The sequence below is a fragment of the Mycobacterium pinniadriaticum genome (assembly GCF_026242045.1).
Taxonomy (GTDB): Bacteria; Actinomycetota; Actinomycetes; order Mycobacteriales; family Mycobacteriaceae; genus Mycobacterium; species Mycobacterium pinniadriaticum.
The window spans coordinates 24,232-45,369 of sequence record NZ_JAPJDO010000039.1; the positions used below are offsets into that span (position 1 = coordinate 24,232).

General features: G+C 66.5%; 19 protein-coding genes and 1 pseudogene. 9 read left to right on the forward strand and 11 right to left on the reverse strand.

Features of this window, described 5'->3' with window-relative positions; translation table 11 throughout:
• Positions 1-111 precede the first annotated feature (111 nt).
• Both ORI27_RS27340 and ORI27_RS27345 read left to right on the forward strand, forming a co-directional pair.
• Complete coding sequence (locus ORI27_RS27340; protein WP_266000257.1) at positions 112-2,823, forward strand: SDR family NAD(P)-dependent oxidoreductase; 2,712 nt, start codon at positions 112-114, stop codon at positions 2,821-2,823.
• Between the two features lie 298 nt (positions 2,824-3,121).
• Positions 3,122-3,583 (forward strand): DUF5994 family protein, encoded by a 462-nt coding sequence (locus ORI27_RS27345; RefSeq protein ID WP_407666445.1) that lies wholly within the window; start codon positions 3,122-3,124, stop codon positions 3,581-3,583.
• Between the two features lie 85 nt (positions 3,584-3,668).
• On the opposite strand, the gene ORI27_RS27350 is transcribed toward ORI27_RS27345, so the two are convergent.
• The 5 genes from ORI27_RS27350 to ORI27_RS27370 form a co-directional block, all read right to left on the reverse strand.
• Positions 3,669-5,129 (reverse strand): FAD-dependent oxidoreductase, encoded by a 1,461-nt coding sequence (locus ORI27_RS27350; protein ID WP_266000255.1) that lies wholly within the window; start codon positions 5,127-5,129, stop codon positions 3,669-3,671.
• A gap of 45 nt (positions 5,130-5,174) precedes the next feature.
• Positions 5,175-5,924 (reverse strand): aquaporin, encoded by a 750-nt coding sequence (locus ORI27_RS27355; RefSeq protein ID WP_266000254.1) that lies wholly within the window; start codon positions 5,922-5,924, stop codon positions 5,175-5,177.
• Entirely contained in the window at positions 5,924-6,280 is a 357-nt protein-coding gene (locus tag ORI27_RS27360) for an ArsR/SmtB family transcription factor (RefSeq protein ID WP_266000253.1), read from the reverse strand. The genes ORI27_RS27355 and ORI27_RS27360 overlap by 1 nt, the downstream gene beginning before the upstream one ends.
• A 158-nt stretch (positions 6,281-6,438) precedes the next feature.
• A complete protein-coding gene (locus ORI27_RS27365) occupies positions 6,439-6,867 on the reverse strand; it encodes an arsenate reductase ArsC (RefSeq protein ID WP_266000252.1) in 429 nt (142 codons plus the stop codon).
• On the reverse strand, positions 6,864-7,250 hold the full coding sequence (locus ORI27_RS27370; protein ID WP_266000251.1) for an ArsR/SmtB family transcription factor: 387 nt from the start codon (positions 7,248-7,250) through the stop codon (positions 6,864-6,866). The genes ORI27_RS27365 and ORI27_RS27370 overlap by 4 nt, the downstream gene beginning before the upstream one ends.
• A gap of 54 nt (positions 7,251-7,304) precedes the next feature.
• Between ORI27_RS27370 and arsD the strand changes: the two genes are divergently transcribed.
• Positions 7,305-7,703, forward strand: a complete 399-nt coding sequence (arsD, locus tag ORI27_RS27375) for an arsenite efflux transporter metallochaperone ArsD (protein WP_266000250.1) — start codon at positions 7,305-7,307, stop codon at positions 7,701-7,703.
• A 39-nt stretch (positions 7,704-7,742) separates the two neighbouring features.
• Positions 7,743-9,524, forward strand: a complete 1,782-nt coding sequence (gene arsA, locus ORI27_RS27380) for an arsenical pump-driving ATPase (RefSeq protein ID WP_266000249.1) — start codon at positions 7,743-7,745, stop codon at positions 9,522-9,524.
• Positions 9,525-9,558: 34 nt separating this feature from the next.
• On the opposite strand, the gene pstS is transcribed toward arsA, so the two are convergent.
• The 4 genes and pseudogenes from pstS to ORI27_RS27400 form a co-directional block, all read right to left on the reverse strand.
• Positions 9,559-10,662 carry a phosphate ABC transporter substrate-binding protein PstS gene (gene pstS, locus ORI27_RS27385; RefSeq protein ID WP_266000278.1) on the reverse strand — a complete coding sequence of 368 codons (1,104 nt, stop codon included), beginning with the start codon at positions 10,660-10,662 and terminating at the stop codon, positions 9,559-9,561.
• A gap of 82 nt (positions 10,663-10,744) precedes the next feature.
• A complete protein-coding gene (locus tag ORI27_RS27390; protein ID WP_266000248.1) occupies positions 10,745-11,437 on the reverse strand; it encodes an arsenate reductase/protein-tyrosine-phosphatase family protein in 693 nt (230 codons plus the stop codon).
• Between the two features lie 210 nt (positions 11,438-11,647).
• Positions 11,648-11,875, reverse strand: a pseudogene (locus tag ORI27_RS27395) (undecaprenyl-diphosphate phosphatase); the annotation flags it as partial.
• Between the two features lie 410 nt (positions 11,876-12,285).
• Positions 12,286-12,948, reverse strand: a complete 663-nt coding sequence (locus ORI27_RS27400) for an ABC transporter permease (RefSeq protein ID WP_323055682.1) — start codon at positions 12,946-12,948, stop codon at positions 12,286-12,288.
• 290 nt (positions 12,949-13,238) lie between these two features.
• Here ORI27_RS27400 and ORI27_RS27405 point away from each other — a divergent pair, with 290 nt between their 5' ends.
• The 3 genes from ORI27_RS27405 (at position 13,239) to ORI27_RS27415 (ending at position 15,310) form a co-directional block, all read left to right on the forward strand.
• A complete protein-coding gene (locus tag ORI27_RS27405) occupies positions 13,239-13,532 on the forward strand; it encodes an SHOCT domain-containing protein (RefSeq protein ID WP_266000247.1) in 294 nt (97 codons plus the stop codon).
• A 5-nt stretch (positions 13,533-13,537) separates the two neighbouring features.
• Positions 13,538-14,224 (forward strand): sulfocyanin-like copper-binding protein, encoded by a 687-nt coding sequence (locus ORI27_RS27410; RefSeq protein ID WP_266000246.1) that lies wholly within the window; start codon positions 13,538-13,540, stop codon positions 14,222-14,224.
• A 105-nt stretch (positions 14,225-14,329) separates the two neighbouring features.
• Positions 14,330-15,310, forward strand: coding sequence for an Acg family FMN-binding oxidoreductase (locus ORI27_RS27415; protein WP_266000245.1), 981 nt, complete (start codon positions 14,330-14,332; stop codon positions 15,308-15,310).
• A gap of 20 nt (positions 15,311-15,330) precedes the next feature.
• Here ORI27_RS27415 and ORI27_RS27420 read toward each other — a convergent pair whose 3' ends face one another.
• Both ORI27_RS27420 and ORI27_RS27425 read right to left on the reverse strand, forming a co-directional pair.
• Positions 15,331-15,699, reverse strand: coding sequence for a SpoIIAA family protein (locus ORI27_RS27420; protein ID WP_266000244.1), 369 nt, complete (start codon positions 15,697-15,699; stop codon positions 15,331-15,333).
• Between the two features lie 114 nt (positions 15,700-15,813).
• Positions 15,814-16,896 (reverse strand): DUF2855 family protein, encoded by a 1,083-nt coding sequence (locus ORI27_RS27425; RefSeq protein ID WP_266000243.1) that lies wholly within the window; start codon positions 16,894-16,896, stop codon positions 15,814-15,816.
• A 147-nt stretch (positions 16,897-17,043) separates the two neighbouring features.
• Between ORI27_RS27425 and ORI27_RS27430 the strand changes: the two genes are divergently transcribed.
• Complete coding sequence (locus ORI27_RS27430; protein WP_266000242.1) at positions 17,044-19,290, forward strand: hypothetical protein; 2,247 nt, start codon at positions 17,044-17,046, stop codon at positions 19,288-19,290.
• Between the two features lie 106 nt (positions 19,291-19,396).
• Positions 19,397-20,923 (forward strand): beta strand repeat-containing protein, encoded by a 1,527-nt coding sequence (locus ORI27_RS27435; protein WP_266000241.1) that lies wholly within the window; start codon positions 19,397-19,399, stop codon positions 20,921-20,923.
• The last annotated feature ends 215 nt before the right edge of the window (positions 20,924-21,138 follow it).

Below are 21,138 nucleotides of genomic sequence, written 5' to 3' on the forward strand. Positions count from 1 at the left end.
CATGTGCCGTCTCGGTCCGCGTGATCAACCCAATGCCCCGCGCCGCCGGGCTACTGGTGCCTGAACTCCCGCTATTGCTGGGAATCGGCAATGGTGCCAGAGCATGCCGTCATGGCGGGAGGAGCCAACGTTGGCCAACTCTGGCTGTCGGCGAACGGGACGATCTCGCTCGCGCCGAATCGCAAACGCGTGAACTCGCCGGGCAGGCCGACGCAGGCTGCCGAAGGACCCGAGCCCACCCTGGCGCTTCAGCGCAACGAAGTGTGTGAGCCGGCCGTCGAGTCGCCGCCTTCCGCGGATGACTGGGGTGTCATCGGTCGCATCCACAAGCAGACGGCCGTGCAGCACCAGCGCCATCTGGAAGAGCTGGCGGAAAGGCACCGCGCTCTTCTGGACATGTCTCTGCAGATGATGGCCACGATCGTCAGTGATCAGACTGTCGTCTCACAATCACTCACCTCGGCGCCGACAGTGGTCCTACTGGCGCCGGATGTGGGTGCGGGCGCGCCACCTGAAGGCCCGGAGCTCGCGAGCCTGCGCACCCCGGAGGATGTGGTGAACTCGCTTGGGGACTCGACCTCTGGTCGGATCACCAAACATGCCGTGGGCGTGCAGCATTCAGCTGTTCTAGCCGCAGCATCCGTCGGCCTCCGTTGTACCGAGGTGGCGTTCAGGGCGGTGTTGGCAGGCGGTACCGCGATGGCGGGTCTGCGTGACGGCGATGTCTTCATCACGCGCGAAGACCCGATTTTCGCGGACGCTCTCGAGCGCTTGATGAGAACTCACGGGATCAGGGCTCGAGTTATCGATGAGGTGCCTGACGAGGCCGGCGCCGTCATCTGCCTTGCGGCTCTGGCGCAGGCCAGTTCGCCGGACGATTGCGTCGCGATGCATGTGCGTGCCTTCCACGGCGCCCGTAGCGTCGCCAAGAGCAGCTCGGGCTCACGACTCTTCGTCACCGTGCAGTCGACGGGCGCTCGATTTGCAGAGGCGAACGTACCCGTCGGCGTGGCGAGCCTGGTGAAGACTGCCGCATGGGAGTGGCCCAACGCCTCGGTGCGGGCGATAGACATCGAAAGCCTCGATCCGGAACGGTTGCTCGCCGAGCTACTTGCGGGCGGCAGCGGCGTCCAGGTAGCGCTGCGCGACGACGGCACGCGGCTGATCGTCGACGATGTCGAAGCTTCGCCCGTGCAGGAGACGATCAGCGTGGCCCGAAGCGGTGTGGTCGTGGTTACCGGTGGCGCGCGCGGTGTGACGGCACCGGCGGCCCTGGCACTTGCGAAACGCCACGGCCTACGGCTGGTGCTGCTCGGCCGCACGGCACTACCTGACACCATGCCGGACGGCCCTTCCGGAACGACTGTCGCCGAGATCGTCAGGGCATTGCTGACATCCGCAGATCCCGGTGCGAAGGCGATGAGCTTGCCGCGGGCGCGCGAGCGGGCGGAATGGTTGATCGCCGAACGGGAAGTCCGCGCCACGTTGTCGACGGCGCAGGCACAGGGCACTCCGGCCCGCTACTTCGCGGCCAGCATCACCGACGAAGCTGCGGTCTGCGGGGTGCTGGACGAGGTGCGGCAGAACTTCGGCCCGATCGTCGGTGTTGTCCACGGTGCCGGTGTACCAGGCGACAATCGTCTGGAGGACCTCGACGACGAACAGTTCGTGAAGGTCTTCAACACGAAATTGATTGGTGCCGAAGCGCTCTTGGGTGCAACGTCAACCGACGACCTCCGCTTCATCTCGCTGTTCTCCTCGATCGCGGCTCGCACCGGGAAGTCTGGGCAGTCCGCGGACGCATCGGCCAACGCGGTACTGGAAGCCATCGCGGCCCGGGAGTCCGCACGACGCAAGGGCGCGTGTGTGGTCAGGGCGTTCGGTTGGGGTCCATGGGACGGCGCGACGGTGGAGAGCCGGTCACTCGGCGGCGTGGGTGTTATCCCCATCGCCGAGGGTGCGCAATTCTTCGCCGAGCATGCGCTGCGTCGCTCGTCTGCACCGGTAGTCATGGTTGCGGCACCTGCCGCGCGTCCCCTGCAGGCCGCGCGTCTGCAATGGGACGTGTCGGCCGAGATCCTGCCGGTGCTCGCGGATCATCGGGTCCGCGGGAGGGTGGTGGTGCCGGTGGTGATCGTGCTCGACGCCATGCTGCGCGCGGCACGTGGTCTGGTCGTGAATGAGCGGCCGGTGGTCCGCGACTTCCAGGTGCTGTCAGGGGTCACGCTCAGCGAACGCGAACAACTAACCCTCACAATCGGCTTCGATGCCCCGGCGACCGGATCGTCCTACTCCGTGACCATTCGTGACGCCGACGGCCGGCAACGCTATCGCGCGATCGTGGAGACCGAACCCGATGAGTCCCCAAGCGTGTTCGTTCCAGAGATCGCGGGGTCGGCGTGGCCTATGAGTACCGACGACGCGTACGCCGGTCCGCTCTTCCACGGGCCGCATTTCGCGGCCATCCAACACCTCGACACTTTCGGAACCGCCGGCGGCACAGCGATACTTAAGAGCCGGGGTGAACTGGGCTGGGCAGAAAGCGGCTGGGCCATCGACCCTGCCAGCATGGACGGCGGGCTGCAGTTGGGCCTGCTTTGGGCGAGTGCGCATGGACGTTCTCTGATGCTGCCGCAACGGATCGGCAGGGTCGTGCTCAACCACCCGTTCCCCGAAAACACTAACTTGCGTTGTCGTTTGGCCGCGCATCCGATCAGCGACAGAAGCGTGGAATTCGACGTAGTGTTTGAAACCATGGATGGGGCGCCGGTGGCAGCGCTCGAGGGCGTGGAGTTCTACGCGGCAGGGCCCCCAGCGGACTGACTCGCGACGTAAACGGTTCGCCGGTCCGCGCCGCGGAGTACTGTCAGCAATGAGCCTTTTTCGTTGCCAGCGGTAGTCCGCTGCTGCGGGTGCAGTCGATGCAGCCGGGGCAATGTCATTCGCCCGTCGTCCCACGTCCGTGGGACGGTCAACCTCGACTGTCTGGGAACAATACCGTGGATCGAGCCGCAGTAGCCGTGGCGCTGTCAGGGATGACCCGGGACCAGATGTGTACGGGTGGCTGTTGTCGCACTCGGATGGCTTTCGGTCCCACGCGCACGCAGCGACCCCTCCGATGATCGACTCGAACAGTCGCCTGGGCTGGGCCAAACCCGTTCGACTCCGGTTGGCTGGCGCACTGGGCCGGGACATCGACGGTGCGTGGTGGCCACGTGCGGACCGCATCAACAATGAACTCCCTCACCTGGTCGCGGCGCTCTATCCGATCCTCGGCGATATCGACGCCATCGGCGTGAACTGGCCAGCCCTACAACGCCCGCCCGACCTCAATTGGTCAGGCTGGGAACGTGAATCCCAGCACATCATGACCTTCAGCGGCAGCCACGCTCGCGCCAGCCTGTTGGTCGTCCGGTACACGACCAACAGCGTGCTTGCGGAGTTCGTATTGCGCTGTGCCGCCCGCCTGCCAATTGGAGCCGCCGACCGCGAAAGGCCCGCTTGCCGAACTGCCGATTTGATCGTGCGCGCCGCCAAACGGCAAAACGCCACAGCCAAGTTCGACCAACCTGACCTCAAGTAGCGGCCAGTGACGGGCAGCAGAAAAACCGAAGTTTCGGCGCTATGTTGGCCTGCCAAAGCTCATCTCAATGTTTCGGGGCAGGGCATTACCCGTCGCCCGACACCTCGTTGTGGGCTCCCGACCACCCCGCCATACTCCGTTGACGCTCTGCGAGGTGGTGTTCACGCACCCAGGCTTGGGCGGCCATCTGGGTCGCGTCCCAGGGTGAACCGAGCGGCGGTGTGTAGGCCAGGTCGAGATCGTTGAGCGCCTCGACGGTCATGCTGTGGAACAGTGCGGCCGCATAGGTGTCGACGCGTTTGGATACCTCGGCGCCGCGGTGGCCGATGAGTTGTGCGCCCAGCAGCAGCCCGGTGGCGTCGTCGCCGGTGATGCGGATGTGGATGGGCGTGGCGCCGGGGTAGTAGGCCTTGTGGTCGTCCGGGGTGGACGTCGTGCTGACCGGCTGCCAACCGCGTTGTGCCGCCAGTGCTTCGTGTTCACGCAGGCCGGTGCGGGCGGCAACGAGATCGAAGACCTTGACGACCTGGGTGCCCAGGCTGCCGGCGAACCGTGCCGTGCCTCCGATGGCATTCTCGCCGGCGACCCGGCCCTGCTTGTGCGCGGTGGTGCCCAGCGGCAGCCACGTGACGCCGAGGAGGCGGTGATGGGTCTGTACGCAGTCCCCGGCGCCGAAGACGTCGGGGAGGTTGGTGCGCATGAAGTCATCGACGGCGATCGCCCCCTTGCTGCCGAGTTCGGCGCCGGCGTCGGTGGCCAGTTCGGTGTCGGGTCGGACGCCGACCACGACGAGGACGAAATCAACTGTCCGGGTGATTGTTTCGCCGCCACGCCGGGCAGTGACGGTCAGGGCGTTGCCCTCGGCACGGTTGATGGCCGAGACGGTGGTGTTGGTGAGTACCTCGACGCCATGACGCTCCAGCTCGGTGTGGACCAGGGCACCGAGTTCGGGGTCGACGGTCGGCAACACTTCGGGCAGGGCTTCGACCTGGGTGACGGCGATGCCGCGCGTGGTGAGCGCTTCGGCCATTTCCAGGCCGATATAGCCGGCGCCGATGATGACCGCGGTGGCGGGATTGCGTTGCTGCAGTGAGTCCATGACCGCGAACGTGTCGCCCATGGAATGCAATAGATGCACGCCGTTGCCCGGGCCGAGGGCGTCGGGTCCGGTGAGTCCGCTAATGGGGGGACGAGCGCTCACCGCGCCGGTGCCGACGACCAGCGCGTCATAGCTCAGTTGGCCGGGGTCGCCGTCGGGGCCGAGGATGTCGAGGGTGTGGTCATCGACGTTGATGCGGGTGGCCCGCGTGTCGGTCAGCACACGCATGCCGGTGGCGGCCAGGTCGGCGGCCGTGCGGTGGGCGAGGTTGGTCCAGTGCGTGACCTCGCCGGAGACGTAATACGGGATCCCGCAGATGGAGAAGTTGGGGTAGGCATCGGCGACCACGACGGTGACTTCGGTCGTGGGGTCGAGTTCACGGATGCGCAGCGCGGCACTGATGCCGGCGTCGCTGCCGCCGACCGCGATGATATGGCGAGACGCCATGGGTGCTCCTCGGAGGGGACTATTCAGGACCAACGGTCGCTGGGCTTACGCCGAGTCGGTTGGCTCGGCGGTGATGGGGTGGTGGGGGACGACGACGTCATCGGCGTCGGCGGCGATGTCGGGGTAGAGGGTCGCGATCAGCGCCAACCCGACGAGGGCACCGATGATTTGGGCGGCGATGAAACCGGGTGCCGAGCCGGGCGCAATCCCGGTGAAGGTGTCGGAGAACATCCGCCCGACGGTTACGGCGGGGTTGGCGAACGAGGTGGAGCTGGTGAACCAGTAGGCCGCGCCAATATAGGCGCCGACGCCGGCGGCGGATACTCCGGCCCGGCCGGTGCGGGCCAACGCGAAGATCAATGCGATCAGTCCTGCGGTCGCCACGACTTCGCCGACGAGATGTCCGGCGGTGATGCGGTCCTTGGTCGCGATCTCGAAGATCCGGCGGTCGAACATCAGGTTCGCCAGCCAGGAACCGGTGACCCCTCCGGCGATCTGGGCTGCGGTGTAGGCGGCGGCATCCCTGGCGCTGATGCCGGTGCCCGCGCGTCGGCCTAACAACCAGTCCGCCGCGGTGACCACCGGGTTGAAGTGAGCACCAGAAATCGGTCCGAACAGCAGGATCAGCACCGCCAGCCCGAATACGGTCGCCGTCGAATTCTCCAGCAGCTGCAACCCGACATCGTTGGGGGACAGCTGGGCCGCCGCGATGCCCGACCCCACCACGACGGTGACCAGCAGTCCGGTGCCGACGAATTCGGCCAACAACCGACGCGGCAGTCCGACGGTATCCATCAGCGGCTCCCGATCAGGCGATCGGCGCCGAGGAGAGTCGAAAGCTGTTGCAGCGCTCTGGGAATCACCCGGTAGTACACCCACGACCCGCGCCGCTCGCTGTCGATCAGCCCTGCCGTACGCAGCACCTTGAGATGATGGGAGATCGTGGACTGACCGACATCGATGCCTTCCGAAATATCGCAGACGCACGCTTCGCCGCCGTGGTGGCTGGCGATCAGGCTGAGCAGCCGCAACCGGACCGGATCCGACAGTGCCTTGATCGTCCCCGCCAACTCGGTTGCGGCCTGAGTGTTGAGTGGCTCGCGCACCAGCGGCGTGACAGTGCAGTGCGAGACTTCCGGGGATTTCGACACCCATCGATATTGACAGCTATCGAATCAAGTCACAAGCGAACATCACGTGAACGAGCGCAATGCGGACTTGTGGAATCGACTCGACGCCGTATGAGCGTGCGTGTATCACCGTGGCGCGGTAGCGATGCTGGTCACTGTTCTCACCCGAATTATTGTGCCTAGTTGCGGGTTTCAGCTTCAGTGGCGTTGGGCAACAGTTCGGCGATGAGGGCTTCGATCCGGGTCTTGATCTGGTCGCGGATGGGGCGTACGGCTTCCACACCCTTGCCTGCCGGGTCCTCGAGAACCCAGTCGCGGTAGCTCTTACCGGGAAAGACCGGACAGGTATCGCCGCAGCCCATGGTGATCACCACGTCGGATGCTTCGACTGCATCGGTGGTGAGGATTTTCGGAGTCTGGTCGGAGATGTCGATTCCGACCTCGGTCATGGCCGCCACGGCGGCAGGGTTGACGGCTTTGCCCGGGGCGCTGCCGGCGGAGCGGACTTCGATGGCCCCGCCGGCCAATGCCGAGAGGAATCCCGCGGCCATCTGTGAACGGCCGGCGTTATGCACGCAGACGAACAACACGGAGGGTTTCGGGCTCATCGGCAGGTCCTCTCGAGGGAATCGGGTGGGGTGGAAGAGGTGATATCGAGCGCCAGGACCGTCGACAACTGTGCCAGGGCCGCCGGGATCACCCAGTAATACACCCAGGTGCCGCGTCGCTCGCAGTCCACCAAGCCCGCGTCGCGCAGCGCCCTGAGGTGATGAGAGATGGTCGGCTGGGAGAGGTCGAACGCGGGCGTGATGTCGCAGACGCAGCACCGCCCACCCTTGTGGCTGGCGATCAAACTCAATATCCGGAGCCGCACCGGGTCCCCCAGGGCTTTGAACATCCGGGCCAACTCACTGGCCCAGTCCGAGCCCAGCGGTTGGTAGGCCAATGGCGGGCAGCAGGGCTCGGCCGGGGATGGCGGCGCAGCGGACATGGACCTATATTGATAGTTATCAATACAGCCGTCAACCGGTGAAGGAGAATCAAGGTGCCCGCGATTTCTGTGTTCGAACCGGCGTTGTGCTGCAACACCGGAGTGTGCGGTGACGATGTCGATGCCAACCTCGTCGCGTTCAGCGCCGACATGGCCTGGCTCCTCGGGCGGGGCGTGCAGATCGCCCGGCACAATCTCGCCAACGATCCGCTGGCGTTCGCCCATGACCCCGTCGCCAAGCAGTTCCTCGAGATCGCCGGTTCGGCGGGATTGCCGCTGGTGTGCATCGACGGTGTGACGGTGTTGACCGGTCGCTACCCCACTCGCGCCGAACTGTCCCGCTGGGCCGGGCTGGATACGCCGGCTGAGGCGCCCGCCGGGGCGGTCAGCCTTGGTCTTGCCGACACCAACGCGACACCATGCTGTCCGCCCGGACAGTCCGACTGCTGCTGACGGCCGACTGTCGCCCCGATCCGTGAGGAATTGTGCCCCATGACCTTTCACCAACGACGGTTCCTGACCGACCCGCCGCGGTTCATGTTCTTCACCGGCAAAGGGGGAGTGGGCAAGACGTCGATCGCATGTGCCTCGGCCGTGGCATTGGCCGGCGCCGGCAAGACGGTGCTGTTGGTGTCCACCGACCCGGCCTCCAACGTCGGGCAGGTCTTCGGGGTCGTGATCGGTAACACCATCACCGATATCCCTGCGGTGCAGGGGTTGTCGGCATTGGAGATCGACCCTGAGCAGGCCGCGTCGGCTTACCGGGAACGCATTGTCGGACCCGTTCGCGGATTACTGCCCGAGGCCGAGATCGCCTCGATCACAGAGCAACTGTCCGGCTCGTGTACCACCGAGGTCGCTTCCTTCGACGAGTTCACCGCCCTGCTGACCGACGACGAAGGGCCGGTGTCCGGGTTCGACCACGTACTGTTCGACACCGCTCCGACCGGGCACACCATCCGACTGCTGCAGTTGCCGGGCAGCTGGACGGAGTTCCTGCAAGCCGGCAAAGGCGACGCCTCATGCCTGGGCCCCATGGCGGGCCTGGACAAACACAAGTCCACCTACGCCGCCGCGGTGGCCGCCCTGGCCGATCCGGATCGCACTCGGCTGGTCTTGGTGGCCCGTCCGTCACGGTCGGCGCTGCGTGAAATCGAGCGCACCCATGACGAATTGGCGGCATTGGGAATGAATCGCCAGTACGTCGTCGTCAACGCCGTCATGCCCCAGCCGCAGGGCGACAGCGACCCGCTGGCCGCCGCGGTCGCCGGCCGCGAGCAGGCCGCGCTCGCCGACATGCCGGGGGCGCTGCGCGCGCTGCCCCAGGACCGCATCGCCCTCAAGGCCACCAACATGGTTGGAGTCGAAGCACTCCAGACCCTGTTCGACACCACCACCGTGGCCGACGACGCTACGCGCGGGCCGGCCACCATAGCGGCGGTGGCCGACGCCCCGTTGCGTGATCTGGTCGACGAAATCGAGAGCGGGGGAAAGGGGCTGGTGCTGTGCATGGGCAAGGGCGGGGTTGGCAAGACCACCGTCGCCGCGGCCATTGCGGTCGCGCTGGCCGATCGGGGCCACGACGTGCACCTTTCCACCACCGACCCCGCGGCGCACTTGACCGAGACCCTGCAAGGCGGCATTGAGCACCTACAGGTTTCCAGGATTGACCCCGCCGAGGCCAGCCACGCCTACCGTGAGCGCGTCATGGCCACGAAGGGCGCCCACCTCGACGAGGCAGGACGCGCCACCCTCGCCGAGGACCTGCGCTCGCCCTGCACCGAGGAAGTCGCTGTCTTCCAGGCATTTTCGAAAGTGATCCATGAGGCACGCAGCAAGTTCGTCGTCCTCGACACCGCGCCCACCGGGCACACACTGCTGCTGCTCGACGCAACCGGCTCCTACCACCGCGAGATAGCACGCCAGATGGGTGACAGTGCGCACTACACGACCCCGTTGATGCGGCTCCAAGACCAAGATCTCACGAAGGTCTTGCTCGTCACTCTTGCCGAGACCACGCCGGTGCTGGAAGCCGCCGATCTCCAACGCGATCTCGACCGCGCCGGTATCCACCCGTGGGCCTGGATCATCAACAACTCGGTGGCCGCCGCCGCGCCCAGCAACGCCCTGCTGCGACAACGTGCCGCCGCCGAAGTCGACCAGATCGACGCCGTGCAAGCCAAATACGCCAGCCGCTACGCCGTCATCCCGCTGTTGGCCACCGAGCCGGTCGGAATCTCCGCTCTGCAAGCCCTCACCGCGGCGAAGGGCTGAACCAGCACGTACGCTCCGCGTGCGGTCGGGCGGCTCAGGAGATGGCGTTGGCGGCCGCGGCGACCTTGGCCTGAAAGTCCGGCGGCAACGCGAAATAGCCGTGATCCTCAAGATGCAGCTGGCCGGGCCCAACCGCGGACTGCAGAAATGCCCGGACCGCTTGTCCAGTGGCTGAGTCGGCGTACTTCGAACACACCAGCTCATAGGTCGCCAGCACGATGGGGTAGGCGCCGGCCGCGGTCGGAGTGTAGAAGCGCGAGGTGTCCAGCACGAGATCGTTGCCCTGCCCGATGATGGTCGCCGCCGAGATCGTCTTGCCGACGGTGCCAGCGGTGATCGGCACCGGGTTGGGGCCCGCGGAGGTCACGATCTGGGCGCTGGCCAGCCGCTGTGCCTTGGCGAACGAATACTCGTTGTAGGTGATCGCGCCAGGTGTGTCCCGGACTGTCGCCGACGTTCCTTCGTTGCCTTTCGCTCCCTGGCCGACCCCGCCGTTGAACGTCTTGCCCGCTGCTCTGCCCCAGGCGCCCTTCGAGGCGGCGTCGAGGTAGCGCTGGAAGTTGTCCGTGGTACCCGATTCATCGCTGCGGTACACCACCACGATGTCGGTCGGCGGCAGCTGCGCCGTTGGATTCAGCGCCTTGATGGCGGGATCATCCCAGCGGGTAACGGCGCCATTGAAGATCCTGGCGGATGTCGGGCCGTCGAGCACCAGGGTGGGGACTTCGCTGAGGTTGTAGGTGATGGCGATTGGCCCGAACACGACGGGGATGTTCCATGCCGGCGAGCCGCACCGCCGCTGGGCGGCTTCGTACTCGCCGCGCTGTTGACTCAAAGCAGAGTCCGAACCGCCGAAATCGGTTCTATTGTCCATGAACTCGCTGACCCCCGCCCCCGAGCCGTTGGAGGTGTAGTTCACCGTTTGGCCGGGGCAGGCGGCGGTGAACGCCTCCACGAACACCGGGATCGCGTTGGCCTGGGCTGTGGAGCCACTGGCAGTCAAGGATTTCTTTCCGCCACAATCGATGTGAGCCGAGCTCACGTATTCGGGCTGTGCGTTGTCGCTGCCGCAAGCCGACAGTGGCACGGCGAGGGCCGCCGTCAAGCACAGCGCCAAGCGAAAGCTGTTGTTTCTCAACGCTGAAACGTCCACAATCCATCCTTCACATCTGGGCGGGGGCGGGGCGGTTGCGGCCATGAGGTGGCCACGGGGTGGGTGGTCAGCTGGCGCGTAGCGCCGGGAGTAGACGGTCAATGCGCTCGGTCAACGTGTCCACGGCCTGATCGAAAGCGTCGTACGCGTTCGATCGCGCCGGGTCTGGTATTGACCAGTGAAGCCGGCGCGGGTCAGGGGCTAGCTCTTCATGAGCGTTGTCACACACCGCAACGACGAGATCGCCGGCCCGAACGACGTCGTCGATGTGCACCGGGGTGTGCGACGCCATCGCCAGACCGTTGCGTTTCGCGGCTGTGACGGCTCCCGGATGCACCATGTCGGCGGGGTGAGTCCCCGCCGATGCAGCGGGCAGTGTGCTGCGCCGGTTCCAGATCGCCACCGCCAACGGGCTGCGGGCCGAGTTGTGGCTGCACACGAACACCACGCGCTGGGCCTGCCAATGGGCGGCAGGGAGTGCGGCTTCGAGCGCGCCAGGTACCAGTTGCAGATAAGTGCGCCGGCGGTCCGCCTCAGAGCGGGTGCGCCGCACTACCCCGGTCTCTTCCAGGATCCGCAGGTGGTGGGCGACCAGATTCGACGGCATCGACAACAACCCCTGCAATTCCGAGGGTGAGGCGTCCGCCAGCAGAAGGCGGTCCACGATGGTCAGCCGAGCCGGATCGCCCAACGCGGCATGCACTCGTGCTCGCCGATCAGCGCCGTGCTCTCCACCCGGTGGGGATGACTCAATCGTCATTGAGTCAATAGTGGTGTAGTAATCGATCGTGGTCAAGTCCCGCGAACCGGATTCCACCGCGCCACTCGCTGGAGTCCAAGCCTTCCCGCAGGCCGCTGTCGCCTCGGGCCAGACCGAGCTCAACCCCATTGGCTAGGTTCAGCGGCGGCAACGCGGGTCTGAAAGTCTGGCCCTTTTTGCGGCCGCGTGGTGTGGTCGGCGCTGGCTATGTCAGCGAAGGGTCAGCCACAACAGGCCGACGGTGCCGGCGAGCACGCAATAGATGGCAAACGGTATGAGAGTGCGTGTTTCGAAGTAGCGGAGCAGAAACCGCACCGCGAGAGAGGCGGATGCGAAAGACGCCAGGCTGCCGACCAGCACCTGGCCGTGTATTCCGTTGCCTAGCGGGCCGAACAGATCCGGGATCTTCAGCAGACCGGCAGCCAGGATGATCGGGGTCGGGGGCCGGTTCGTGGCGGGACCACGGCGGCACGTTACTCCGGTGACAGCTGCACGGCCCACCGCTTCTCAGCGATCTCTCAGCGTGCGCCCTGGTTGGATGGTCAGACGTGAACCACGGTTACGGCGCCGGTAGCGCGGGCTTCGGGGTCGTGAGCATCGGTGTGATCGCCGTACTGGGGGTGATCGCGCTGACGGCGATCGGGGTTGCGCGACATCCGGGGTGGCGCCGTGTCCTCGTCAGGGCCGGCGAGACGATGCCGATCCGTCGGGCGTGGGAGTGGGTGGCAACGAGGCTCGGGCCACCCACCTCACCGCTGCGGGCATGGCTGCGGCTGGAGGGAATCGCGGGTGCGGCGCTCGCGGCGGGTCTGGTCGGCGTCACCCTGCTGGCCGTCGGGTTCACCGCCCTACTCGACGACGTGTTGGAGGGCGACGGTGTGGTCATCGTCGATCACCCTGCGGCCCGATGGCTGGCCGGACACCGTGACCTGTGGTTGACCCAAGTCCTTGTGCCGGTTACGAATTGGGGCGGCCCGACCGGTCAGACCGTGTGGCTGGTGCTGGTCTGTACTGTCGCAGCGGTTCGCAGCAGATCCTGGCGGCCCGTCCTGCTCGGTGCGGTAGGCGGCGGCGGGATCGCCGTGGTGGTGTTGATTGCCAAATTCCTGGTCGGTCGACCGCGTCCAACGTATTCCGACGATGGGCACGATGGCGACTCCGGTCATTGGCACGAGCCCGGACGCAAGCAGCAGTGGCACCACCGATATCAGCCCTGCCGCGAGTGCCACGGCCAGCAGCCAGGAGCGGTTGGATTGGCTGCGGCGCGCCGCGGTGATCGTTGCCGCGATGAACATGACACCGAGCACGAGAAGCGATGTCCACAATCTGCTCAGGGCCGTGGTGAGGACGGCGGCGACGGCCGCGAGCTGGAGCACCGCGCGCACCGCGGCGCGTGGCACGGTCCAGACCGAGCCGAGCGCCGTTGACCAGTACACGGCTCCGGCGGCGAGCACCATCACCACGCAGACGACGAGGAGCGTCGGGCCGAGGATGTGTTGCGACAGCTGCATTCTGTCGATCCTCCCGCAGGTGGCAGTCTTTCATCAACGGGGTCGAGTTGGCCCCGGACTTTGACGTCGACGAGGCCGAGACACTTATGAATGCAGTTGCTGCCGAGGGGAACTCTGAACTCACGCTACTCGGGGAGAAGCTGCGCGCATTTGCGGCTCGATAGCACGGTTGCGACATCACCCCGCGGTCACAGCGAACGCACAGCCAACAATGGACCATCGGCCCTACGGGACACCCCGAAAGAGGAGCACCGTTGTTACGACAGCGACTCGACAGAGGGGACACGATCATGTGCTGGGGAAACAACGGCTGGGGCCACGGCTGGATGTGGAACGGCTACGGCAACGGCGTCGGATGGTTCGGCTGGGTGATCACCGCTATCGTTCTCACGCTGGTATTCGCCGCGGTGATCACCGCGATCGTGGTCGCGATCCGCTACCTGACCGGCGGCGGGCAGCACAACTCGGGACATCAACCGCGGACGCGGACAGCAGAGGACCTGCTGGCTGACCGGTTCGCCCGCGGCGAGATCGACGAGGACGACTACCGCCGCCGCATGACGGCGTTGAGCGAACATCGCTGAGTGCGATGAGTTCTCGACGTTTCTGGACGGTTCTGGGCATCGCGATCTCGTCGCTTGTGCTCGGAATCGGGAGTACCGCGTTGCTGGGTGCGGCCGCGCTATCGGGTCGTGATGGCCGCGTCGCGGCGATGAGCGGGAGTTACCCGCAGGCGCCACCGTCGTGTGCCGCGCCGGCCCTGCCAGGGGCCGTCGTCGACGTCACGCTGACCGATATGGGCGGCATGATGGGCACCGGCGGCGGAATGGGCCCCGGCATGATGGGCCCGGGAATGGGCCCGGGAATGATGGGGACCGGAGCTGACGGCTCCTGGGTATGGCCTCACCTCGGCATGATGGGCCGGCCCGGGATGATGAGCGTCGTCGTCAGCCCGGCGACCGTTCCGGCGGGCCCGGTGTCGCTGCGGGTCCGCAACACCGGCTGGTTGAACCACGAGGTGGTGGTGCTGCCGCTTGCCCCGGGCCAGGCCCCCGGCCAGCGGCCCATCGGCCCCGACGGGGAGGTGGATGAGTCAGGCAGCCTCGGCGAAGCCGCCCGCACCTGCGGCGAAGGCGAGGGTGACGGCATCGCCCCGGGAACCACCGGTTGGACGACGATCACTCTGCCGCCGGGGCGCTATGAGTTGCTGTGCAACATCGCCGGCCACTACGGCGCGGGCATGTACACGACACTCGACGTCGTGCCCGACCACTAACCCGGCGCGGGCTGGTGACTTTGGGCTCTGCACCGCGACGCGGACTCGGCTAAGAATTGAGGGTATGAACAGGCGCGTGCTCCAGCGAAAGGACCGGTTCCGCAGATGACCGCCGTTGCCGTCGATGCCCAGGTGATCGAATCAGCGGTTGAATTAGGTTGTCGGGCACCGTCGTTGCACAACAGCCAGCCGTGGCGATGGGTGGCCGAGGAGAAGTCGCTGCAGTTGTTCGCCGACTCGTCACGTATCGGTCACCACACCGACAGCACCGGTAGGGAGGTGATCCTCAGCTGTGGCGCCGTGCTCGACCACGTGCGCATCGCGATGGCGGCGGCGGGGTGGGCCGCATCCATCACCCGCTATCCCAGCGCTGACGACCCCGAACATCTGGCTGGCCTGGAGTTCGACCGCGCGCAGGCGACCGCCGACGACCAGGCCCTCGCCGACGCGATCGGCCGGCGCCGCACCGATCGGCTGCCCTTTGCCACTCCGGACCACTGGGACCCGCTGGCGGCGAAACTCCGCACCCTGGCCGAGGATCGTGACGTCTATCTCGACGTGATCGACGAGGATCGCCGGGCGGCCCTCGTCGGCGCCTCGCGGATGACCGAGCACGTGCGCATGCACGAGGAGTCCTATCACGCCGAATTGCGTTGGTGGACCGGCCAGACCGACCCGTCGCAAGGGATTCCGCCGGACGCGGTGGCGTCCCCGGTCGAGGCGCAACATGTCGATGTCGCTCGCCGCTTCCCGACCGGCTCTGGCGGTGACCGGCGCCCGGAACTCGACCGGGACGAATCGATGATCCTGGTGCTGTCCACCTACGACGACAGCCCCGAAGTCGCGCTGATCTGCGGCGAGGTGCTGTCCACCGTGCTGCTGGAGTGCACCAGGGCGGGCTTGGCGACCTGCACGCTGACGCATCTGATGGAAGTCAGCGCCGCCCGCGACGTCGTTCGACGCCAGATCGGACGCTCGGCCCAGCCTCAGGTGCTCATCCGGGTGGGCCAGGCGCCGGAATCGCCATCGCAGGCACAACTCACCCCGCGACGGCCCCTAGCCGAAGTTCTGACCTTCCGGTCATAGAGCGGGCTTCGGTTGCGGCATCAGGATTCGCCGGCGATCCACTGTTTGGCTTCCTCCATCTGATCGGCCGGGAAGTGCTTGATCTCTGCGGAGACGAAGTGGGACGCGAGATGCTGGGCGAAATCTCCGAGCACCGAGTCCGTCACGACCGCAACCTTTTTGACGTGTTTCTGGTGATCGCGGACGAAGCGGAAGTGGCTGACCATCGAACCGAAGTCGTCCCAGCCTGGAAATGACTTCACGTCGAGGATGAGGCCGGCGAGGTCGCCGTGGCTCTCGATCTGCGGGTCGACGGCAGCGGCGAGTTTGACGAAATCCTCTTTGTCCAGCCGGGATTGCGGTCGCACAGTCACGATGGAGTGCGTCGTATCGAGGTCGAAATCGATCATCGGGCTAACCCCCATCCTTGGTGGGCGGCTCGGCGTATCGCGGGTCGCCGATGGCCAGCGTCGTCCCGGACCGCTGTGGCGGGGTAGGGCACAAGGTCATCGATGCCCTGGGATTCAGACCGACAGGATGTGTCCCTCATTGGCGGGCACGGTCCCGTCGAGCAGCGCGGCATAGCACTTCTCGACCGCGTCCCGGCCCTGCCCGGTGACCACCGTCAACCAGGGATGCTCGGCATGGGTGACCGGCCCCATGAACGCCACCCACGCCGCGGCCATCCGCTCCTGCAGGCCGGCCGGGCCCCAGTCGGCCGCCCGCTTGCGCACCTGATCGGGGGCGAAGAACAACACCGGCGCCGGACCCGGCAGCTCACCGCCGCCGCCGAGGGCGTCCCAGTGCGTGCCGCCGACCGCGCAGCTGTAGGCCAGCCGGTCGGCGAGTCGGCGGTGGACGGCCGCGCGTACCGCCGCGTCGCCGCTGAAGTCGACGTACACCGAGGCCACCGCGGGCAATGCGGCCACGTCGTCGTAGGTCAGCACGTCGTCGTAGCAGCCCAGCGCGCGGGTGAACTCGGCATTGCGCGCCGAGGTGAGCCCGACGACGGTGATCCCGGGCCGCTGGGCCAGGCAGAACGCGGTGCCGTAGGCGGTCTTGCTCGACGCGCTGGACAGGATCACCGTCGTCGCGCCGAAGAACTCGTTGTCGGCGAGGAAGTCGTCGATCAGGAACGACGTGGCGAACAACGGCCGAAGCAATGCCTGCTGTGCCTCCCGGTCGGCCATATAGCCCGGATCGGCGCTGCACCGGACGTACTGGTTGTAGATCGGATGCAGTGCGCGCCGATGCTCGGCGCCGTCGGTGAAACCACCGGGGTGGACGTCGGTGGCCTGCAGGACGACGTCGTCGGCGATCGGCCAGTAGCCGTAGAAACGCTCGCCGACCTCCACACCGGGGGAGCGTGACTCGACCACCGAGGCGAAACCCCACACCGGAATGCAGCCGGTATCCGGATTGCCGGTCGGAAAGAACTGCCAGTAATTCATCACGTCGCCGAACGCCGCGTAGGTGATGTTGTTCGAGGTCAGCGCAAAGGCGTCGATGCGCAGTCGCACCTGGCCGTCGTCGAGGACGGTCGTCGGCGAATCCGCCCAGTGGGTCTTTCGGAGGTCGTTGCGCTCCACCACCAACCGTGCGGTCACACGCTGGATCGTAACGGAATTGGCGTCAACCGCCCGAAGCAACGAACAATTTGACCTGCTTCTTCGGCCCGTACACGCTCGCGTCACCAACGCCGTGTGCTATACCCCTAGCAAATTGTTGTTGCGTGTCAACGTTGGGGAAGTGCGATGAGCCTGGGGCAGCAGGGTCGGTACATCGGTCGGGTCGGAGCGTTGGCCGTGGCTCTGGGGGTCGGCGGGTTCCTCGCCGCGCTACCCGCGGTTGCCGACGCGGACACCGGGACGGGAAGCTCCGGGAAATCGACCTCGTCGGCCGGCAAGCATGCCCCGCGGAATGCGACGAAACCCGGCAGCCACACCCCGAAACCACCGACTCCCAAGCCGGTCGTCGCGGGTGCGAAATCGACACCGTCGGCGCGGGCGGCAGTCAAACCGTCAGGGGTGGTCTCGGCGGCGAGCCGGGTATCGCTGGACCGGTTGGGCAGCGGTGATGATCCGCTGGCACCTGCCACCGAACCGCTGTCCTGGACGGTGCTGGCGGCCAGTCGCCGCGAGGGGATCGCCAAATCAGCCCGGTCGGTCGCCAGCGGGACTGGAACCACCAGCAACGCAACATCTTCGGTACCGAGCGCCAGCGAAACCGTCGAGGCGCCGCTGGCCGCGGCGGCAAGGGCCAGCTCGAGCCTCGGCGACGTGGTGGCCGACTTCATCGACCACTATCTCCCCAGCTTCAGTCCCATCGCCGACGAGGTGGCGCCGATCGTCGCCGACGGCATCGAGGACTTGCTGAACAACGGCGCCGTCAGCGCCGAGGTCGACCGGCTCGTCACCAATACCGCTGCCATGCAGTTCTTATCGACGAAGGTCTCGTCGGCGCTGGGGTACTACTTCGGCGTGCCCCCGAGTGTCGGCGCCGTCGTCGGCAACTCCGCGGCGGAGTTCGTTCGCACCGTGTTGGGCGACGCCGGGGTCCAAAGCGCACTCGACGTCGTCGCCCAGGCTGTCATGCCGACCCCTGAGCAGTACGACGTGATCGCGGCCGGCCTTGCCATGGATGACTTTGAGCCCCTTGGTAATTACCTCAAGTCCCTGGTGCCCAACTCCTCGGCCGAGATCACCGCGTTCCTGAGCGACCCGGCGGTCAAGGCGGCGTTGTCGTCGGCCACGTCCGACGCGGTCATCAACCTCACCAACGGTCTGGACGTGCCCACATGGCTGGGCGATCTGACCGCCGGCTGGGTGTCCTCGGCGCTCGGGGGCGATGCCAGCGCCACGGCTGTCGGGGACGCGCTGGGCAGTGCGGTGCAGGGACTGCTGAGCAATTCCGGCGCGATGCAGGGCCTGGCCACGGTCGCCGGCGCGGCGGTCACGAACATCTTGAGCTCGCCGGGCGTGCCCGCCGCGGTGGCCGATGCCATCACCCAGTTCGGCACCACCGTCCTGGCCGGATCCAACTGGATCGACGCGCTGGACGTGGCCTGGCAGGGGCTGGTCGCCGATTCGGCGTTCCGGGCCTCCCTGGGCCCGGCCGCGGGCAGTGCGGTGTATTCGCTGGCCACCAACTCCGAAGTGGTGTCGGCCCTGGCTGCGACCGCGACGGGCCTGCTCAACGCGGTGGCGGCCAACCCCGACGTCCAGGCCATCCTCGGTGAGCTGCTCGGGCCCACGCTCGGCCCGACGTTGGTCAGCACGCTGGCCGATCCGGAATCCGCGGCCCAACTCGCCGCGACGGCGGGCACCGTGGTGACCAGCTTCCTCGGCCAGCCCGGGGTGGCTGCGGCGCTGGCCGCCGCCGCCAACCAACTCGTCACCGCGCTGCTGGCCGGGTACATGCCGACCGACGCGGTGCAGATCGCCTTCTACTCCCTGCAGGCCAATCCCGCGGTGATGGACGCGTGGGATGCGACGGTCCCGGACGTCGTACGCTCGGCGCTGAGTGCTCCCGCCGTGCAAAAGGTAGTCGGCACGGTCGCCCAAGGACTCGTGTCGGACTTGATCGACAAGACGCCGTTCAACAGTTCGGCCTTGGCGCCGGCGGTGAGCCAGCTGACGAAGGCAACCGTGGACGCGTTGCTGGCCAACCCGGTCGCCCAGGATCTGATCGGCGACCTTGCCGGCGACATCCTCAACGGAACCCCGTCGATCGATCTGGTCAACACCGTGGTCCAGTCGGTGTTGACCAGCCCGTCACTGCAAATCGCGCTCGGCAAGGCGGTGGGCGAGGGAATCGGCGCGCTCCTCGGTGACAACCCCATCGCGTTCGCGGTCGGCCAGCTGGCCGGCGTGGCGGCGGCGCTGATGATCGGGATGGTCTCCGGTGCGACGCTGCTGTTCAACCCCGCGAGCGCCACCAGCGTTCCGAGCGAAAGCTCGTCGCTGGTGATGTTGCGGCTCGATCAGCTGGTGGCGGCATAGTCCGTATGCCGGCGAAAGCGGTATTTGGCCGTGGCTGTTCAGCCATACTGAGCAGCATGGCCTAGCAAATTCATCACTAGCGATCTGTTCTGATTGGAGCTATATCATGATCACCACCGCAAAGTCGCGTGGCGCGATCACCGGTGTCCTCGCCGCCGGTGCGACTGCCACCGGACTGCTCGCCGGCGCCGCACTGGGCTCGGCCCCCACCGCGAATGCGACCTGCGCGTCGTTCTTCGGCCTCGGCAACAGCGCCGACTGCACCAGCACGCCGCTGAGCGTGGCCGTCGCGATCGGTAGTGGGGCGACTGCCCACGCCTCCGGGTTGTTCGGTGCGGCCTTCGCCGTCGGCACCAACTCCTCCTCGTCGACGGGCGACGCGTTCACCCTCGCCACGGCGCTCGGTGACGGATCGGCCGCCAACGCCAACGGCTTGTTCGGCATCGCCACGCAGCTCGGCCCGAATGGCTCGGCCAATACCGCAGGCACGGGTTCGCTGCTCAACGTCGGGTTCAACATCGCCCTGAATGTCACGTCACCATTTGCGCCGGCTAACAGCAGCACTGTCACTGCGGGCGGCACCGGTGGCGGCGGGAACATCGCCCTCAATCTGCTCGGCACCGGGACTGCCGGCGATCCGACCAGCATGCGGGTCACCGCTAACGGCCTCTTCGACATCGCGACGAACATCGGCGGTACCAACAACATTGTGGAGTCCGGTTCCTCGTCGGCGGGGTCGATCATCAACCTGGCCACCAACCTGTTCGGGAACAACAACACCGTCACCGCACAGGGCGGCGTCTGGAACTGGGCCACCAACATCCTGGGCAACACGAACACAGTTGCCACCAACGGAAGTCTGGTCAACACCGCGAGCAACATCCTGGGCAGCAACAACACGGTGACGATGTCGGGTGGCTATCTGAACTGGGTTCGCAATGTCCTCGGCGACGGCAACACCGTCTCGATCACCGGCGGGTATCAGAACCAGGCGCGAAACCTGTTCGGCGGCAGCAACACCGTCAACATCGTCGGCGGCTACGGCAACACCGCGCAAAACATCTTCGGCGTCGGGAATACCGCCGAGATCACGGCCGGCTACTACAACACCGCCAGTAATCTGTTGGGCGGCACCAACAACCAGCTCGTGTCCAACGGCGGGTATCTGAACTCGGTGCGCAACATCATCGGCAGCAACAACATGCTGACCGTCGGTGGTGCCGGCAGTAACTGGAATACCGCCGACAACTTCCTGAGCAGCAACAACGAGCTGGTCGCAGGGGGGACGGGCAGCAACCTGAACGCCGCGCTGAACACCGGCGGCGGTGGCAACATCATCAAGGCCGGCGAAGGCAGCGGCGTTCTCAACCTCGGCTTCAACTTCCTCGGCAGCACCAACACCGTGACCGCGGGTCCGGGACCGCTGAGCCTGGCCGGCACAATCCTGGCCGACGGTCAGACCGTCACCAAGACCGGTCCGGGTATAGCCATCAACAACTTCCGCATCGGCGGGGCGTCGGCGACCAGTGGACAGAGCAACAGCAAGTCGTCGTCGACGAAGGCCGGATCCACCAGCAAGAGCGGTGCCAGCGGTAAGAAGTCGGGCACCGGGGGAAGCAAGCGGAACCGCTAGCGGCGTCGGTCGGGTCCTGGATCCGGCCGAGTCTCTGACACCTAGTCGGTTCCCGCCCCTACCCGGCAGCGGACGGGCGGATCCCGCAGGCGATCGCCGAAATTGAAGGGGCGCAGGGAAAGTGCGAGAGCACCCCTGCGCCCCTTCAATTTCGCGGCGCACAGGACCCGGTATCGCGCCGGGGCTTATCGGCCGCAAAGTTTCCGAGTGCCCTA

Bases quoted from the DNA above. Each gene is read 5' to 3' on its own strand.
- ORI27_RS27405 (WP_266000247.1), top strand. From the start codon at position 13,239: ATGTGCTGGGGAAACAACGGCTGGGGCCACGGCTGGATGTGGAACGGC.
- ORI27_RS27400 (WP_323055682.1), bottom strand. From the start codon at position 12,948: ATGCAGCTGTCGCAACACATCCTCGGCCCGACGCTCCTCGTCGTCTGC.
- ORI27_RS27390 (WP_266000248.1), bottom strand. From the start codon at position 11,437: ATGACGATTGAGTCATCCCCACCGGGTGGAGAGCACGGCGCTGATCGG.
- ORI27_RS27415 (WP_266000245.1), top strand. From the start codon at position 14,330: ATGACCGCCGTTGCCGTCGATGCCCAGGTGATCGAATCAGCGGTTGAA.
- ORI27_RS27420 (WP_266000244.1), bottom strand. From the start codon at position 15,699: ATGATCGATTTCGACCTCGATACGACGCACTCCATCGTGACTGTGCGA.
- ORI27_RS27350 (WP_266000255.1), bottom strand. From the start codon at position 5,129: ATGGCGTCTCGCCATATCATCGCGGTCGGCGGCAGCGACGCCGGCATC.
- ORI27_RS27355 (WP_266000254.1), bottom strand. From the start codon at position 5,924: ATGGATACCGTCGGACTGCCGCGTCGGTTGTTGGCCGAATTCGTCGGC.
- ORI27_RS27435 (WP_266000241.1), top strand. From the start codon at position 19,397: ATGATCACCACCGCAAAGTCGCGTGGCGCGATCACCGGTGTCCTCGCC.
- ORI27_RS27370 (WP_266000251.1), bottom strand. From the start codon at position 7,250: ATGTCCGCTGCGCCGCCATCCCCGGCCGAGCCCTGCTGCCCGCCATTG.
- ORI27_RS27410 (WP_266000246.1), top strand. From the start codon at position 13,538: ATGAGTTCTCGACGTTTCTGGACGGTTCTGGGCATCGCGATCTCGTCG.
- ORI27_RS27340 (WP_266000257.1), top strand. From the start codon at position 112: ATGGCGGGAGGAGCCAACGTTGGCCAACTCTGGCTGTCGGCGAACGGG.
- ORI27_RS27430 (WP_266000242.1), top strand. From the start codon at position 17,044: ATGAGCCTGGGGCAGCAGGGTCGGTACATCGGTCGGGTCGGAGCGTTG.
- arsA (WP_266000249.1), top strand. From the start codon at position 7,743: ATGACCTTTCACCAACGACGGTTCCTGACCGACCCGCCGCGGTTCATG.
- ORI27_RS27365 (WP_266000252.1), bottom strand. From the start codon at position 6,867: ATGAGCCCGAAACCCTCCGTGTTGTTCGTCTGCGTGCATAACGCCGGC.